Below are 15,197 nucleotides of genomic sequence, written 5' to 3' on the forward strand. Positions count from 1 at the left end.
TCTCATCGGGAGGAGCACGAGATGGTCCGTTACGTGTACGCGTTCGGCGAGGGCGGCCGGGAGCAGGCCGACCTGCTGGGCGGCAAGGGCGCCAACCTGGCCGAGATGACCCGGCTGGGTCTGCCGGTGCCGCCCGGTTTCGTCGTCACCACCGAGGCCTGCCGCGCGTTCCTCGCGACCGGCGGGGAACCGCCTGGTCTGTCGCGGGAGATCTCGGACCACCTGGCCACGCTGGAGCGGGCCGCCGGGCGGCGGCTGGGTCAGCGGGACGACCCGCTGCTGGTGTCGGTGCGATCGGGCGCGCGCTACTCGATGCCCGGCATGATGGAGACGATCCTCGACGTCGGCCTCAACGACGACTCGGTGACGGGCCTGGCGAAGTCGGCGGGTGACGATCGGTTCGCCTGGGACTCCTACCGTCGCCTTGTCCAGATGTTCGGCTGCACGGTGATGGGTGTCGACGGCACCCTGTTCGAGCAGGCGCTCGAGGAAGCGAAGCGGGACGTGGGCGCGGCGGACGACCTGGGACTGAACGCGGTCGACCTGGCCGGCCTGGTCGAGACGTACAAGGAGCTGATCCGCCGGGAGACGGGCGAGTCGTTCCCGCAGTCCCCGGCCGAGCAGCTGCAGCGGGCGGTGCTGGCGGTGTTCCAGTCGTGGAACGTCGAACGCGCCCGTCTGTACCGCAAGCGCGAACACATTCCGGACGACCTGGGCACGGCCGTCACCGTGCAGACGATGGTGTTCGGCAACCTGGGCCCCGACTCCGGCAGCGGTGTCGCGTTCACCCGCGACCCGGCCACCGGCCGGTCCGGCGTGTACGGCGACTACCTGGCCAACGCGCAGGGCGAGGACGTCGTCTCGGGCATCCGCAACACCGTGCCGCTGGACGAACTCGCCCGCCTCGCCCCCGAGGCGTACGAGCACTTGCGCCGCAACATGGCGACGTTGGAGGCGCACTACCGCGACCTGTGCGACATCGAGTTCACCGTCGAGCGCGGCCGGCTGTGGATGCTGCAGACCCGTGTGGGCAAGCGCACCGCCGAGGCCGCCTTCACCATCGCCTCCGCCTTGGCCGACGAAGGGCTCGTCTCCGCGGACGAGGCGCTCGGCCGGGTGCACGGGGACCAGTTGGCGCGGCTGATGTTCCCCCGGTTCGACGCATCCGCCGTCGGGGAGCCGCTGGCGCACGGTGTGCCCGCCTCCCCCGGGGCGGCCGTCGGCGCGGCGGTGTTCGACTCCGCGGAGGCGGTCCGGCGTGGGGAGGCCGGGGAGAAGGTCGTCCTGGTGCGGGAGGAGACCACGCCGGACGACCTGCCCGGCATGGTGGCGGCGCAGGCGATCCTCACCAGCCGCGGCGGCAAGACCAGTCACGCGGCCGTGGTCGCGCGCGGCATGGGCACGGTGTGCGTGTGCGGGGCCGAGGAGATCACCGTGGACACCCGGCGGCGGCGCTTCACCGTCGGCGGCACGGTCGTGGAGGAAGGAACCGTCATCTCCGTGGACGGCTCGGCGGGAGCGGTGTACTCGGGTGCGGTGCCGCTGGTCGACTCGTCCGTCGTGCGGTACTTCGAGACAGGTGAGCGCCCGGACCCGCTGGTGGACGCCGTGGCACGCGCCATGGAGCACGCCGACGGGGCACGCCGGCTGGGTGTCCGTGCGAACGCGGACACCCCCGAGGACGCGGCCCGGGCGCGGCGTTTCGGGGCAGAGGGCATCGGCCTGTGCCGTACGGAGCACATGTTCCTCGGCGACCGGCGGCGGCTGGTCGAGGCGATGATCCTCGCGGACGACGACGCGGAACGCGACCGGGCGCTGGAGGCGCTGTTGCCGCTCCAGCGGCGGGACTTCCGCGGCATCCTGGACGCGATGGACGGTCTGCCCGTCACCATCCGTCTGCTCGACCCGCCGCTGCACGAATTCCTGCCCGACCGCATGGAGTTGGCCGTGCGGTTGGCGACGGCCGAGGCGCAGGGCGGTGCGCCCGACGCGCACGATGTGCGGCTGTTCGACGCCGTCAACCGGATGCACGAGGAGAACCCGATGCTGGGCCTGCGCGGCGTACGCCTCGGCCTGGTGGCTCCGGGGCTGGTCGCCATGCAGGTGCGGGCCGTCGCCGAGGCGGTCGTGGAGCGCAGGCGTGCGGGCGGGGACCCCCGGGCGGAGATCATGGTGCCGCTGGTCGACACCGTGGAGGAACTGCGCCTGGTGCGCGAGGAGGTCGACCGGGTACTGGCGGACGTCTCCGCGGAGGCCGGGATGCCCGTCGAATGCCCGGTCGGCACGATGATCGAGCTGCCGAGGGCGGCGCTCACCGCCGGGCTGATCGCGGAGGAGGCCGAGTTCTTCTCCTTCGGCACGAACGATCTGACCCAGACCACGTGGGGTTTCTCCCGCGACGACGTCGAGGCGGCCTTCTTCTCCGCGTACCTCGACAAGGGCGTCTTCACCGTTTCCCCCTTCGAGACCATCGACCGCAAGGGCGTGGGGCGCCTGGTGGAGATCGCGGTGCGGGAGGGGCGTGCGGCACGGCCCGGCCTGCACATGGGGGTGTGCGGCGAACACGGCGGGGACCCGGAGTCGGTGCACTTCTTCCATGCCGTGGGCCTGGACTACGTGTCCTGCTCGCCCTACCGGGTGCCGGTCGCGCGGCTGGAGGCGGGGAGGGCGGCGTCGGAAGGGACCGGGTGAGGGGCGCCCGCAGGGGTCAGGTGTCCCTTCGGCGTATGTGCAGGTGCCCTTCGAGCGGGAAGGCGGGCGGTGCGGCGGGGAGGACGCCTTCGAGGCGGTAGCGGGACTTGTCCGCCACGCGGCAGGAGGCCGTGTTGTCAACCTGGTGGAGAAGTTCGAGACGCTGCACTGAGCCCGTTGCGGGGGTGGCGAAGGCCCAGTCGGTGAGGGTTTCCACGGCGCGCGGCGCCACGCCTCGGCCGCGGGCGTGGGCCGCGGTCCAGTAGCCGACCTCTGCCGAGGGTTTGCCGGGGGCGACCTCCTTGAGGACGACGTTGCCCGCCAACTGGACGTGTGGGGAGCCGGGTTGCTGTTCGAGTACGGCGAAGCCGAAGCGGTCGCCTGCTGCCCAGCCGCGCTGTTGGCCTTGCACCCACCGTGATGCGTCTGCCTCGTTCTCGATGGCGGCACCGGTCCCCTGGCGCATGGCGGGGTCGCGGAAGACGTCGACGAGCATGGGGATGTCCTCCGTGGCCCAGGGGCGGAGGACGAGGGCGGGGGCGGACGGGGTCGCCGGCGCGTGCAAGGTGGCTGTGTCGATCACTTGGTGATCGTATGCGGCGGTGGGCGCGAGCGCGCAGGACGCGGGAAGGGTCCGGTCCCGGCCGGGCAAGGCGCGGGAGCGTCCCCTCCGGGCGGGGAACAGCGGGTGAAGAGGCGGCTCCGGGGCGATGGGTTGCCCCAGGGGACGGCTGTGTTGTGCTGGGCGCGTCGCGCGGGGTGCCTCATCGGGCAGTGCATTCTGTCCTCGCGGCCGGTGCCTTGCCGGTCTCGGAGCGCGTAGCGTCCGCGGGGGAACCGGCGTTTCTCGCCGTGTTCGGGGACAGGGAAGGCACGTCGGACCGCTTGCTGCGGGGGCTGCCGCCGAGAGTGAGAGCATGCAGAACGTGCCCAAGGGCGACGACGCGGCACAGGCCGTGTCGCCGGCTTCCACCACTGCCACCGCCGCCGGCACCACTGCTGGTGCCGCCGCACCGCGCCGCCGTCGTGGCCCGGGCGCCTGCCTGCTGGTCGTGCTACCGGGAGTGGTGACGCTCGGCGCTGTCCTCGCCTTCGTCTCGCTCGTCGGTGGCGAGACGGCCGCACCGCAGGACCGGACGCCGGGCCAGGCGGAGTCGGCGGTCAGCAACGTGGACGGTTCCTACGTCCCCTGGCTGCGCAGGGCAACCGCTGACTGTGCGGGGGTCACGCCCGCCCTGCTCGCCGCTCACATCGACCAGCTGTCCGGCTGGCAGAGCGACAGCGCGAGCCTGTCCGAGCTGGGCATCGCCCGTTTCACGGATGCCGGTTGGCAGAAGTGGGGCCGGGACGACGACGGCAACGGCACGTCCACGCCGCTCGACAAGGTGGACGCGATCATGGCGCTGGGGCGGCAGGACTGCTCTCTGGCGAAGCGGATGACCACACTGCGCACCAAGGGTGCCGTGAACGGAGATCTCGCCGACCTCACGCTCGCCGCGTACGCGGTGGGCGTGGACGAGGTGGCGGAGGACGGCCAAGTCCCCCCGTCGGCGCGCCTGTTCGTGACCGAGGTGAAGAAGAGGCTGCCGCAGTACAGCGCGTTGGTCCGGCGCAACCCGGAGCAGGAGGCCGGCGTCCAGGCTGCCGGCGCGCGACTGCAGCACCCGGTCGTCACTCTCTCCGTCACCTCTCCGTTCGGCTCACGCAAGCACCCGCTGACAGGAGTGACCAAGCTGCACACGGGCGTCGACTTCGACGCGCCGCAGGGGGCGCAGGTGTCGGCTGCCTGGGGCGGGGTGGTGGAGTTCGCGGGCATGTCGCCGGCGTACGGGTACCGGGTGGTGATCGACCACGGCACGATCGAGGGGAAGCGGCTGCAGACGACGTACAGCCACTTGTCGGCGCTTCAGGTGAGTGCGGGTCAGAATCTGTCGACGGGGCAGGCCGTGGGGCTGGCCGGCTCGACCGGACTGTCCACGGGGCCTCACCTCCATTTCGAGGTGCTCCTCGACGGCCAGTACACGGATCCGATGGCCTGGCTCACGGACGCCGGGTGAGGCCCTTTTGGAGCCTCGAGCCCCGGCGGAGTCAGCTCGGTTGCTTCCGGGCGGCGTTGCGGAGAAACAGGTGAAGCGCCCCGCAAATACATGTCGACATGACGAGAAGGACCCAGCCGCCGGGGTTGCCGGTGGCGCTCCATCGCGCTGTGCGGAGGCGAGGTGTTGTCACGGGGTGTGCGGTTGCGGCACTGCTTCGGCCGGCGTGGCCGGCGTCGTCGCTTTCCTCGTGGGACCGGACGGCCGGTGGATCACCGGTCGGAACCTGCGGGCGACCGGCGGACTGGGGTGAGCTCGACGCGGGTCGGCGTGACGCCGGCTTCCGGTCGGCGCCTCAGGTGTCGTCCTCCTCGTCGAGGGTCTCCAGCCCCTCTTCCCAGCGGCGGCGCCGCTCCTCCTCCGGCTGTTCCCACCACGGGGTGCCCCGTTCGCCGAGGGCGATCTTGGCCCGGTTCACCCGGGAGCGGGCCGCCCGCTCAGCCTGTTCGTCGTCGGATGTCGTCGCGGAGCGTACCGCTCGGCGTGCCGACATGAGGTGGCGTCGCAGGCGGGCGGCCGTCTCCTCCGGGATCGAGGGATCGGTCGCCCGCCATTTCCTGCCTCGGATGACGACGTGGTGCCCGTCAGGGGTCCGCTCCGGTGGCTGGTCCGCGTTCACAACGACGAGGTGCCCCGTGCGGCTCCTGCCGAACCCGCACGCCCCGCGAGTCAGTCCGTCGCGGTCAGCACCAGCTTGCCGCGCGTGTGCCCGGCCTCGCCGTGGGCGTGGGCGGTGGCGGCCTCCGCGAGGGGGAAGGCCTTCTCCACCTCGACGCTGACCTCACCCGCGTCGATCAGTTCCGCGATCCGGGTCAGCGCCGGGCCGTCCGGCTCCACGAGGAATCCGGTGGTCCTTACGCCCGCCGCGTCGGCGGCCGCCGCCAGGTCCGGGGAGACGCCGCTGGGGACGGCGACCAGCAGGCCGCCCGGGGACAGGGTCTTCAGGGCGCGGGTGCTGGTCCGGTCGTGATCGTCGCCGACCAGGTCGACGACCACGTCGACGTCGGCCGCGGCCTCCTCGAAGGGGGTGGTGGTGTAGTCGATCGTCGTGTCGGCGCCCAGGTCCTTCAGCCAGGGGTGGCGGGCGGCGCTCGCCGTGGCGATCACGTGCGCGCCCAGGTGGCGGGCGAACTGGACGGCGAAGTGGCCCACGCCTCCGGCGGCGGCCGTGATCAGGACGCGCTGCCCCGCCTGCACGTGCGCGGTGTCCACGAGGATCTGCCAGGCGGTCAGCGCCGCCAGCGGTACGGCGGCGGCGTGGACGTGGTCCACGGTGGACGGCTTGCGGGCCCACTGGCGGGCCGGTGCCGTGACGTACTCGGCGTAGGCGCCGCCGGCGCGCGGGAACCACGGCATGCCGTACACCTCGTCGCCCGGCTTGAGCGTGGTGACGCCGAAGCCGACCTCTTCGACGACGCCGGAGACGTCCCAGCCGAGGATCAGCGGGAAGGTCTGCAGCCCCGCCATTCCCTGGCCCGTGCGGGTCTTCCAGTCGACCGGGTTGATTCCGGCGGCGTGGACGCGCACCAGGACCTCGGTCGGGAGGGGTTCGGGACGGGCCACGTCCTCGGGGGTGAGGACCTCCGGGCCGCCGAACTCCTTGATCGTGACGGCGCGCATGGTGTGGCCGCTCATGGTGTCGTGCTCCTGTTCGTCGTGGGGGTGGTGCGCCGGGGAGTGCCCGGCGCGATCCACTCTGCCGTGCGGGTGCGGGCGGGCGTGAGTGGCCTGAGGGACACCTGTCGTACTATTCCGGCCATGACGCATCGGGTCGCCGTTCTCGCCCTCGACGGGGTTCTACCCCTGGACCTGGGCATTCCCTCCCGGGTCTTCAACGAGGCGCGGGCCGCGGACGGGAGTCGCCTGTACTCGGTCGGGACCTGCTCGATCGGGGGACGGCCGGTCCGTACGCGCGAGGACTTCCGGCTCGTCGTGGAGCACGACGAGTCGCTGCTGTTGACCGCCGACACGGTGGTGATCGCCACCCAGGAGCCCACGCCCCAACTGCTGGCGACGGGGACCCTGCCCGAGGACGTCACTGCGGTGCTGAAGGCGGTCCGGCCGGAGACGCGCATCGTGAGTCTTTGCACCTCGGCCTTTCTGCTGGCGGCTGCGGGGCTGCTGGACGGGCTGCGGGCCACCACGCACTGGACGCTGTGCGAGGCCTTCGCGGAACTGTTCCCGGGGATCGAGGTCGATCCGAACGTACTGTTCGTCGACAACGGCCGCATCCTCACGTCCGCCGGCGGCGCCGCGGGCATCGACCTGTGCCTGCACCTCGTACGGCGGGACCACGGGACGAGTGTCGCCGCGGCCGCCGCCCGACGGTGTGTGGCGGCGCCGTGGCGTGAGGGCGGGCAGGCGCAGTTCATCGAGCACGTGGTGCCTCAGGACGCCGACCGCTCCACGTCGGCGACGCGGCAGTGGGCACTGGAGCGGCTTGCCGAGCCGCTCACCCTGGAGGACATGGCGCGACACGCGCACATGAGCGTGCGTACGTTCACGCGCCGTTTCCGCCAGGAGACGGGGCTCAGCCCGCTGAAGTGGCTGGCCCAGCGCCGGCTCGCGCACGCACGGCATCTCCTGGAGTCCACGGCCCTGCCCGTCGCCCGCATCGCCAAGGCCTGCGGTTTCGGCGACCCGGTGGCCCTGCGCCGCCAGTTCCACACGTACGTGGGCCTGTCACCGGCGGCGTACCGCCGTACGCACGGCGTGCCGGGGGTGACGGCGGCGCGGTGACGCCCGATCCCTCACTGACGACCGGGCTCACCGTGCCGATTCCGGTCGGCGGTGGCGAAGTCGATGCGAATGTCAGGCATGTGCGCGAAGCTGTCGATCACAAGCCGCAGGCGCTCGGACGCGGCTGAGACGGGGTACGACGCAAGGGGGCAGGGTGGCCAAGGTCAGCATCAGTCTGGACGCCGAACTCGTGGTGGAGGTGATGGTCCTGGCGGGGATCGGTTCGCCGCAGGACGCGGTCGAGGCGATCGTGCGGGACTACGTAGCCCGCGGGCACCGTACGGAGGCCCGTACCGGGCTCAGGGACCAGGGGTTGCGCGAGGTCGACGTCAAGCCGCGGGATCCGGAGGGCTGAGTCGCCTCCCCGCCGCGCGGCAGCGGCACGACGTGTCGCGCATCCCCGCCCCCGCAGCGGGCACTCGGGCCGGGAACTCACTGGTCAGGGGCTGGAAAGGGCGTACGGGATGGACGAGCGGGAGCGGGGGGCCGAGTTGCGTCGCGTGGCGCGCGAGCGGTTCGGGTGGAGCGATCTGGGCGCGGAGCAGGCCGAGGCGATGCAGGAGCTGCTGGACGGCCGTGACGTGCTGGTCGTGATGCCCACCGGCTCCGGGAAATCGGCGATCTACCAGGTGCCGACCGTGCTGCTGGACGGGCCCACCGTCGTCGTGTCGCCGCTGATCGCGCTGCAGCGTGACCAGGTCACGGGGCTGCGCGACAGTGAGGCCCCGGACGCCGTGGCCGTGAACTCCGCCCAGTCGCAGTCGGTGACCGACGAGGGCTGGCAGGCGGTGGAGGAGGGTGACGCCGAGTACCTGTTCCTCTCCCCGGAGCAGCTGGCGAGGAAGGACGTCCTGGAACGGCTGCGCGGTCTGCGGCCGTCGCTGTTCGTCGTCGACGAGGCCCACTGCGTGTCGGCCTGGGGGCACGACTTCCGGCCGGACTACCTCACCCTCGGCGAGGCCGCCGAGCGGCTGGGCCGCCCGCCCGTGCTCGCGCTCACCGCGACCGCGGCGGCTCCCGTCCGTGAGGACGTCGTCGAGCACCTGCACATGCGTGACCCCCGCCTCGTCACGGCCGGCACGGACCGGCCCGCCATCCAGCTGACCGTGCACACGCACACCGACGACCCCTCCAAGCGTGAGGCCGTCTCCCGCTGGACGGCCTCGGCGCCCACCCCGGGCATCCTCTACACCGCCACCCGCAAGGACGCCGAGGCGTATGCGGAGCGTCTCCGGGAGGACGGGGTCGACGCCGAGGCGTATCACGCCGGGCTCAAGGCGGCCGAGCGGCGGCGGATCCAGGACGGCTTCATGGAGGGCGCACCCGCCGTGGTCGTCGCCACCTCGGCGTTCGGGATGGGCATCGACAAGCCCGACGTGCGGTTCGTCGCGCACGCGTCCGTGCCCGAGTCGCTCGACTCCTACTACCAGGAGGTCGGGCGGGCCGGCCGGGACGGGGAGCCGGCCGACGCCGTGCTGTTCTACCGGCCCGAGGACCTGGGGCTGCAGAAGTTCCTCACGTCGAGGTCGCTGGACACGGAGGCGCTGCGGCGGATCATGAGCACGCTGCTCGGGCAGGAGGCGCCGCAGAGCCGCATTCGTACGGCGGAGCTGTGCGGGTTGTCGCGCCGGAAGGCCGGCGACTTGCTGAACCTGCTGGAGGAGGCCGGTGCGGTGGTCGTCGAGGGGCGGCGCCGTGCGGTGCGGGCGGTGTCCGGGCGGTCGGCGGAGGACGCCGCGGAGGCGGCGGAGGAGGTGTTCGAGCGGCGGCGCCGTATCGACCGCTCGCGCATCGAGATGATGCGCGGCTACGCGGAGACGCCGAGCTGCCGCCGCCAGTACCTGCTCGGCTACTTCGGCGAGCAGCTGGACTCGCCGTGCGGGCGTTGTGACGTGTGCGAGCGTGTGGCCGACGAGCCCGGTGCGGTGGATGCCGGGCGTGCGGACACCTCTCCCCCGGCCGGGGAGGCCGGGCCCTACGAGCCGAACGAGCGTGTGCAGCACGCCGACTGGGGTGCGGGCACCGTGATGCGCATGGAGGAGGACCGCGTCGTCGTGCTGTTCGAGCAGGTCGGCTACAAGACCCTGTCGCTGTCGGCCGTGGAGGAGGCTGATCTGCTGACCGGCGCCTGAGGCGCCGGACTCGCCTCACGGACGCGGGCGGACGCGCACCCAGCGTGGGCGCGCGTCGCTGCCTCGGCGTCCGGCCACCGACGCGCAACGCGGGCACACCCGCTGTACCTTGTCGGCCGCGCCGCCCGACTCGGGGAACGTGTCGGGCCAGTTGACGTGCGAGAAGCGGGCGAGGCGTGAGCGGCTGAGGGACAGGCCGCAGACGGTTCCGTTGCGGCCCGGCTCCCAGGCGTGGACCTCCCCGGCGGGCAGTCTGCGGCGGCCGTCCTCCTCGTCGGTCCACTGCCCGGAGGCGGCGACGGCGTACCGCTTGCCGCGTTTCATGGCCGGCGTACGGGCTCGGCGGGGCTGTTTCCGGTCACGACGGGATCGTCCTCACACTCGGCGGCTGTTCGTACACGGTCGCGGCGCCCCTGTGGCGGCGGGCGCCGCCCGCACCGGACGAGTGCCACGTGGGGCGCCGTCCCATGCCCGCCCGTTACTCGCAGCCGACGCCGTCACCGTCGCGGTCGAGGTGACTGCCATAGCCGGGGTCGCCGATGCGGACGGGCGCCGCACCGGCGGCTCGGGCGGCGGAGCAGTTCTCGTAGTACGCGCTCCCGCCGCCGCCCCCGCCCCCGCCCCCGCTGTAGTCCTCCTCGGCGGGCTCGGCCGTCACGGTCTTGGTGACCTTCACCTTCACCCTGGCCGTCTCCGTTTCCGTCACCGTCACGGTCGGGGCGGGTTCCGCTTCGGCGGAGGGCGTAGCGGTCACCGTCGCGGTGACGGTCGCCGACGGCTGGGCCTTGGCCGCCAGAGGCTTGGTGTCCGCCTTCGCGCTGCCGTCCTCGCCGCCCGCTCCGATGCCTATGAAGAAGGCGAGGGCGAGCGCCGGCAGCACGTACCGCTTGCGGGCCCACTTCGGTACGGTGCGGCCTCCGGCCGTGTACGGGTTGGTCATGATTCCCCCCGGGCGCTAGTTGAAGGACGAACTGTAGCGGCCACGTGAAGAAAATGTGAACTCCGGGGGTGAAGTGCTGTCCTCAGCTTGCCGCGGCCGATGACGCTCCGTCAGCAGGCAGAGGCGGGAAGGCAGTCCGGGTGCGGTTGTCGTGATCGAACCGTGCGCCGTCCGCCGCCAAAGCGGTCAGCGCGGTACGTCGTAGGCGATGTGGGTAGCCGTCGTCGTGCGCGTGACGCTTCGCTGCGTGAGCGTGTGGGGCACCCCGCCGCTGAAGAGGGGTGTGCCACCGCCCAGCACGACGGGGGCCACGTGCAGGGTCAGCACGTCGATCAGTCCGGCGTCGAGGGCCGAGCTGATCGTGATGCCGCCGCCCATGACGTACACGTCGAGGTCCTTCCCGCCGCGCGCCGACGCCGCCTCCGCGCGTTCGCGTGCGGCGGTGACGGCGTCGCGCACACCGGTGGTGACGAACGTCCAGTCGAGGTCGGACGTGCGGACGGACGCGGGCGGCTCGCTCGTCACGACGACGAACGACGGCCTGCCGACCTCGCCGGCGCCGTAGCCGGTCTCGTCGTTCCAGCCCCCAGGGCCGTCGACGATGTCGAAGAGGTTCCGGCCCAGGACCACGGCGCCGGAGCGTTCGGTCGTCTCGCGGACGATACGGCGGTCCTCCGGGTCGTCGGAGAAGGCCCAGGTGTGCAGGCCCTCACCGCCGTCGCCGAGGCCGTTCTCCAGGCCCGGGTGGGGACCGGTCACGTATCCGTCGAGGGAGACCGAGATGTCAGCGATGATGCGGGTCATGTGAATGCAGACCCGGTTCGCCGGCCGGATTCATCGGCGGACCGACGACGACTTCGAGCGGGGCGTCCTACTCGTGGAGCACGACGGCGCCCTCACCAGTCGTGGGAGATACCGAGCGGGTCGTCGTGCCGGGCGAGGATGTCGTCGATGTACGTGGACAGCCGTAAGGGCGGCGGGGTTACGCCGGCCTTCTTGTTCGGGGATCCGGATGCCGGAAACACGTACGTGCTGACGCGCACCGGCCGTCAGGTCGCCCTGTCAGTCCGGTGGGGTCAACTGGGCCTGCACGAGCGGGCCGTAGCGTCCGACCGTTTCCTCGACGGGCGTCGACCTCACATCCGTTCCGCGGGCGATGCCGTAGATCACGCCCAGGCCGAGGAGTGCGCCCAGGGCGAGTTCGGCGCGCAGGCCCGCGTCGGGGCCGGGGAGGCGGGCGGCGAGCCGACTGGTCACCTGGGCACGGAAGTTGGCACGGAGGATGTCGCCGTGGTCGCCCTGGAGCGGTGCGAAGGCGATCCGCAGGAGCGGGTCGGAGCCGTGCTCGCGCTGGCTGACCAGGACGTGCCGGACCATGTGCCGGCCGAGGTCCTCCAGAGAGGCGTCGAGGAGGGCCGCCGCATCCTCCTCGAAGGACATCACGCGGGCGAAGACGGCGTCCTTGTTGCCGAAGTACTTGAGGACGAGCGGCGGGCTGACCCCGGCGCGCTCCGCTACGGCCTTGAGGGTGATGTCGGCGTGGGCCTGGCGGGCGAGGAAGTAGCGGGCGGCGCGCAGGATGGCCGCCTTGGTCGCCTCGGCGTCCCGTCGCACGGGACGGGGCGCCTCGCCGTGGGGCGGGGTGTTCTCGGTGCTCACGCTTCCTCCATGGCGGTGCCGTCGGCGACCGACCGGACGCCTTTCGCACGGGTGGACTCGCTCGTGGGTCCGCCCTCCGGGGCGGGGTCGGCCTCGGGAGCGGGCTCGCGTCCGTGGGCCGGGTCGCCCGGTATGAGCAGGGCCACGGCGCTGGCGGCGAGGGCGATGCCGGCGGCGACGGCGAAGGCGACGAGGTAGCCGTGCAGGGTGGGCAGCGGGAGTCCGTCGACAAGGCCGGTGTGGTGCACGAGGACGGCGGCGACGGCGGCACTGGAGACGGCCTGGCCGACGGTCCGCATGAGGACGTTGACGCCGTTGGCGGAGGCGGTCTGCGAGGCCGGGACGGCGCGGATGATCAGAGCGGGGAGCGCCGAGTAGGCGAGGGTGGTGCCGATGGACACGACCGTGGCGCCGACCATGATCATCACCAGGGAGCGGCTGTCGGCGATGCGCACGCCGTAGCCGGCGGCGATGACGGCGGCGCCGAGCGAGAGGGTGATCCTCGGGCCGCGCGCGGCCGAGATGCGGGCGGAGACCGGGGAGAGCAGCAGCATGACGACGCCGCTCGGCAGCAGGACGAGGCCGGTCTGGACGATGGACAGGCCGAGTCCGTAGCCGCTGGACTCGGGGGCCTGCACGAGTTGCGCGGTGACGAGCGTGTTGGCGTAGAAGGCGAAGCCGGTGAGGAGGGCGGCCACGTGGGAGAGGCCGACGCGGGGCCGGGAGACGAGACGCAGGTCCACCAGCGGGCGGTCGGCGCGGAGCTGGTGGCGCCACCAGAGGGCCAGGACGAGAACGGCGCCGGCGAAGAGGCCGGCGATCGGGGCGCTCCCCCATCCCCAGGTGCCGCCCTGGGACACGGCGAGGAGCAGGCAGACGAGACCGACGGCCAGTCCGAGGGCACCGGTGACGTCGAAGCGGCCGCTCTCCCGCACCGGTGACTCCGGCACCGCCCACCGGATCAGCGCGACGCCGGTGGCACCGAGGGCGGCGGTGACCCAGAACATGACGTGCCAGTTCGCGTACTGGATGATCAGGGCCGCGGCGGGCAGGCCGAGGGCGGCGCCGATGCCGACGGTGGAGCTCATCAGCGCGACGGCGCCGTTCCGGCGCTCCGGGGGCAGTTCGTCGCGGAGGATGCTGATCGACAGGGGCACGACGGAGACGGCGGCGCCCTGGAGCGCGCGGGCGGTGATGAGCAGCGTGATGTCGGCGGTGAGCGCGCAGATCACCGAACCGGCGGTCATCAGGGCGAGGGACAGCAGCAGCACACGGCGTTTGCCGTACATGTCACCGGCGCGGCCCAGGACGGGGGTGAGGACGGCGCCCGCGAGCAGGGACGCGGTCACCATCCAGGAGACGGCGGACGGCGACGCGCCGGTCAGCCGGGGCAGGTCGGGCAGGAGCGGCACGACGACGGTCTGCATGACCGCCATGAGGATGCCGCAGTAGGCCAGGACGGAGATGGTGAGCCGGGCCCGCGGACCAGAGGGGACACGGGACGGGCGGGCTGTCGGGGCGGACGACGCCATGGGCACTCCAGCGGCAGGCCTGGGCGGTGATTCTGTTGGTGAATGGCGATTCACCCTAACAGTGAATTTCCATTCACCTTGGCGTGGGTCGTGAGCGCGGGGCCTCTGTTCCACGGCAGCCGGACCCGGCCGCCGCCGGCCTCCTGCCCGCGGCGCACACCCGCAGCGCCGCCCGTCGGACACCAGTCGGAAACTTCCGGCACGGACTTCTGGGGGAATCCTTCACGCGCCGCCAACCCCGGCATCAGGCGCCCAGCAGCGCCTTTCGGCGCGGCGCCTGCTTGATACCAGCCCTCTGACCTGCGGCGATGCAGGATTCCGTCATTGACTGACCGAATACCGACGGTTAGCTTCGGGGCATGTCCGAAGCAGCCCTCCGGGACACCGTCGACGAGCTGGACCGCCGTGTGATCGCGGCTCTCCAGCTCAACGGGCGTGCCCCGTGGAGCGCGGTGGCCCGCTGGGTCGGCGCCAGTGAGACGACGGCGCAGCGCCGTTACGCGGCGCTGCGTGAGCGAGGGCTGCTGCGGGTGACGGGGACCTTGGAGCTGGACCGGACGGAGGGGGGATCCTCCATGATGGTCCGGGCCCAGGCCCGCCCCGGACGGGGCCTGGAGGCGGCGGCGCGGTTCAGCGAGAGCCATGACGTCCGCTTCGTGGCCGTCGTCACCGGTTCCGCCGATCTGGTCGTCGACTTCGTCGCGCGTGACAACGACGACATGATGCGGATGCTGTTCACCGACCTGCCGGCGACCGACCTCATCACCAGCACCGAGGTCGTTCCGGTCATCCGGCCGTTCACCTCGGCGGCCATGTGGGACACCGGACTGCTGCCTCCCGAGGCGGCGGCGGAGCTCCGGGCGGCCCCGGCCTCACCGGACTCCGCCGGCCGGGACCGTGCGCCACAAGCGCTCACCCCGCTCGAGCAGGAGATCGCCGCGGCGCTGAGGGAGGACGGCCGCACCCAGGTCAGTGTTCTCGCCCGGCGTCTCGACCGCGCCGAGTCCAGCGTGGCCCGCGCGATGGACCGGCTGATCTCGCGCGGTGTCCTCCAGTTCCGCACGCTCGTCGATCCGGCCCTCCTCGGGTTCGACGCCGAGTTCATGGTGTGGCTGTCGATCGAGCCCGGGAAGCTGGAAGCGGCGGGACGGCAGCTCGCCGGACATCCCGGGACGAAGTTCCTCGGCGCCGCCACCGGGCGTTTCAACCTCGTCGGACACATGGTGCTGCCCCGGCGCACCGACCTGTACCCGTACACCAGCGAGGTCATCGGGTCGCTGCCCGGGCTGATCGCCTCCGACGTGACGCTGCACCTCGCCACCGTGAAGTACTCCTGGTACCGGATGAACCGGGCCGCCTGAGTCGCCACGGCTCCGCTCCCCCGGCGCGCCGCACCGGCTCCCAGAAC

The 15,197-nt window shown here is 72.3% G+C and carries 16 protein-coding genes and 1 pseudogene; 8 read left to right on the forward strand and 9 right to left on the reverse strand.

The features are described from left to right. Nucleotides 1–21 precede the first annotated feature (21 nt). Nucleotides 22–2,691 carry a pyruvate, phosphate dikinase gene (gene ppdK, locus ACF1AG_RS14515; RefSeq protein ID WP_359600122.1) on the forward strand — a complete coding sequence of 890 codons (2,670 nt, stop codon included), beginning with the start codon at nucleotides 22–24 and terminating at the stop codon, nucleotides 2,689–2,691. A gap of 16 nt (nucleotides 2,692–2,707) precedes the next feature. Here ppdK and ACF1AG_RS14520 read toward each other — a convergent pair whose 3' ends face one another. Further along, complete coding sequence (locus ACF1AG_RS14520) at nucleotides 2,708–3,274, reverse strand: GNAT family N-acetyltransferase (protein ID WP_391809819.1); 567 nt, start codon at nucleotides 3,272–3,274, stop codon at nucleotides 2,708–2,710. A 334-nt stretch (nucleotides 3,275–3,608) separates the two neighbouring features. Here ACF1AG_RS14520 and ACF1AG_RS14525 point away from each other — a divergent pair, with 334 nt between their 5' ends. Next, nucleotides 3,609–4,748 (forward strand): M23 family metallopeptidase, encoded by a 1,140-nt coding sequence (locus tag ACF1AG_RS14525; RefSeq protein ID WP_359600119.1) that lies wholly within the window; start codon nucleotides 3,609–3,611, stop codon nucleotides 4,746–4,748. Nucleotides 4,749–4,953: 205 nt separating this feature from the next. Then, nucleotides 4,954–5,040 (forward strand): annotated as a pseudogene (locus ACF1AG_RS14530) (3-ketoacyl-ACP reductase); the annotation flags it as partial. A gap of 42 nt (nucleotides 5,041–5,082) precedes the next feature. Here the strand turns inward: ACF1AG_RS14530 and ACF1AG_RS14535 are convergent. Both ACF1AG_RS14535 and ACF1AG_RS14540 read right to left on the reverse strand, forming a co-directional pair. Further along, nucleotides 5,083–5,406 (reverse strand): hypothetical protein, encoded by a 324-nt coding sequence (locus tag ACF1AG_RS14535; protein WP_359600117.1) that lies wholly within the window; start codon nucleotides 5,404–5,406, stop codon nucleotides 5,083–5,085. Nucleotides 5,407–5,456: 50 nt separating this feature from the next. Then, on the reverse strand, nucleotides 5,457–6,422 hold the full coding sequence (locus ACF1AG_RS14540) for an NADP-dependent oxidoreductase (protein ID WP_359600116.1): 966 nt from the start codon (nucleotides 6,420–6,422) through the stop codon (nucleotides 5,457–5,459). A gap of 123 nt (nucleotides 6,423–6,545) precedes the next feature. On the opposite strand from ACF1AG_RS14540, the gene ACF1AG_RS14545 reads away from it, so the two are divergent. The 4 genes from ACF1AG_RS14545 to ACF1AG_RS14560 all read left to right on the forward strand — a co-directional run bounded on the left by ACF1AG_RS14545 (nucleotide 6,546) and on the right by ACF1AG_RS14560 (nucleotide 9,658). Next, entirely contained in the window at nucleotides 6,546–7,526 is a 981-nt protein-coding gene (locus tag ACF1AG_RS14545; RefSeq protein WP_359600115.1) for a helix-turn-helix domain-containing protein, read from the forward strand. Further along, nucleotides 7,523–7,654 (forward strand): hypothetical protein, encoded by a 132-nt coding sequence (locus tag ACF1AG_RS14550; RefSeq protein ID WP_359600114.1) that lies wholly within the window; start codon nucleotides 7,523–7,525, stop codon nucleotides 7,652–7,654. Before ACF1AG_RS14545 ends, ACF1AG_RS14550 begins: the two co-directional genes overlap by 4 nt. Before the next feature lie 26 nt (nucleotides 7,655–7,680). Next, the gene (locus tag ACF1AG_RS14555) at nucleotides 7,681–7,881 is read left to right on the forward strand and encodes a DUF2191 domain-containing protein (RefSeq protein ID WP_359600113.1); all 201 of its coding nucleotides are present in this window, start codon (nucleotides 7,681–7,683) and stop codon (nucleotides 7,879–7,881) included. Between the two features lie 109 nt (nucleotides 7,882–7,990). After that, on the forward strand, nucleotides 7,991–9,658 hold the full coding sequence (locus ACF1AG_RS14560) for a RecQ family ATP-dependent DNA helicase (protein ID WP_391809820.1): 1,668 nt from the start codon (nucleotides 7,991–7,993) through the stop codon (nucleotides 9,656–9,658). A 15-nt stretch (nucleotides 9,659–9,673) separates the two neighbouring features. Here the strand turns inward: ACF1AG_RS14560 and ACF1AG_RS14565 are convergent, their stop codons facing one another. The 6 genes from ACF1AG_RS14565 to ACF1AG_RS14590 all read right to left on the reverse strand — a co-directional run bounded on the left by ACF1AG_RS14565 (nucleotide 9,674) and on the right by ACF1AG_RS14590 (nucleotide 13,789). Next, on the reverse strand, nucleotides 9,674–9,982 hold the full coding sequence (locus ACF1AG_RS14565; protein WP_359600110.1) for a hypothetical protein: 309 nt from the start codon (nucleotides 9,980–9,982) through the stop codon (nucleotides 9,674–9,676). Between the two features lie 154 nt (nucleotides 9,983–10,136). Continuing rightward, on the reverse strand, nucleotides 10,137–10,598 hold the full coding sequence (locus ACF1AG_RS14570; RefSeq protein WP_387796193.1) for an excalibur calcium-binding domain-containing protein: 462 nt from the start codon (nucleotides 10,596–10,598) through the stop codon (nucleotides 10,137–10,139). 186 nt (nucleotides 10,599–10,784) lie between these two features. Then, entirely contained in the window at nucleotides 10,785–11,402 is a 618-nt protein-coding gene (locus ACF1AG_RS14575; RefSeq protein WP_391809821.1) for a dihydrofolate reductase family protein, read from the reverse strand. A 92-nt stretch (nucleotides 11,403–11,494) separates the two neighbouring features. After that, nucleotides 11,495–11,641: a hypothetical protein gene (locus ACF1AG_RS14580; RefSeq protein WP_391809822.1), complete on the reverse strand. Its 147-nt coding sequence runs from the start codon at nucleotides 11,639–11,641 to the stop codon at nucleotides 11,495–11,497. Between the two features lie 19 nt (nucleotides 11,642–11,660). Next, a complete protein-coding gene (locus tag ACF1AG_RS14585; protein WP_359600104.1) occupies nucleotides 11,661–12,257 on the reverse strand; it encodes a TetR/AcrR family transcriptional regulator in 597 nt (198 codons plus the stop codon). After that, the gene (locus ACF1AG_RS14590) at nucleotides 12,254–13,789 is read right to left on the reverse strand and encodes an MFS transporter (protein ID WP_359600103.1); all 1,536 of its coding nucleotides are present in this window, start codon (nucleotides 13,787–13,789) and stop codon (nucleotides 12,254–12,256) included. Before ACF1AG_RS14590 ends, ACF1AG_RS14585 begins: the two co-directional genes overlap by 4 nt. Before the next feature lie 359 nt (nucleotides 13,790–14,148). Here ACF1AG_RS14590 and ACF1AG_RS14595 point away from each other — a divergent pair, with 359 nt between their 5' ends. Next, complete coding sequence (locus ACF1AG_RS14595) at nucleotides 14,149–15,150, forward strand: Lrp/AsnC family transcriptional regulator (protein WP_359600102.1); 1,002 nt, start codon at nucleotides 14,149–14,151, stop codon at nucleotides 15,148–15,150. Nucleotides 15,151–15,197 lie beyond the last annotated feature (47 nt).

It is taken from the genome of Streptomyces sp. NPDC014764, from assembly GCF_043082785.1.
Lineage (GTDB): Bacteria > Actinomycetota > Actinomycetes > Streptomycetales > Streptomycetaceae > Streptomyces > Streptomyces althioticus.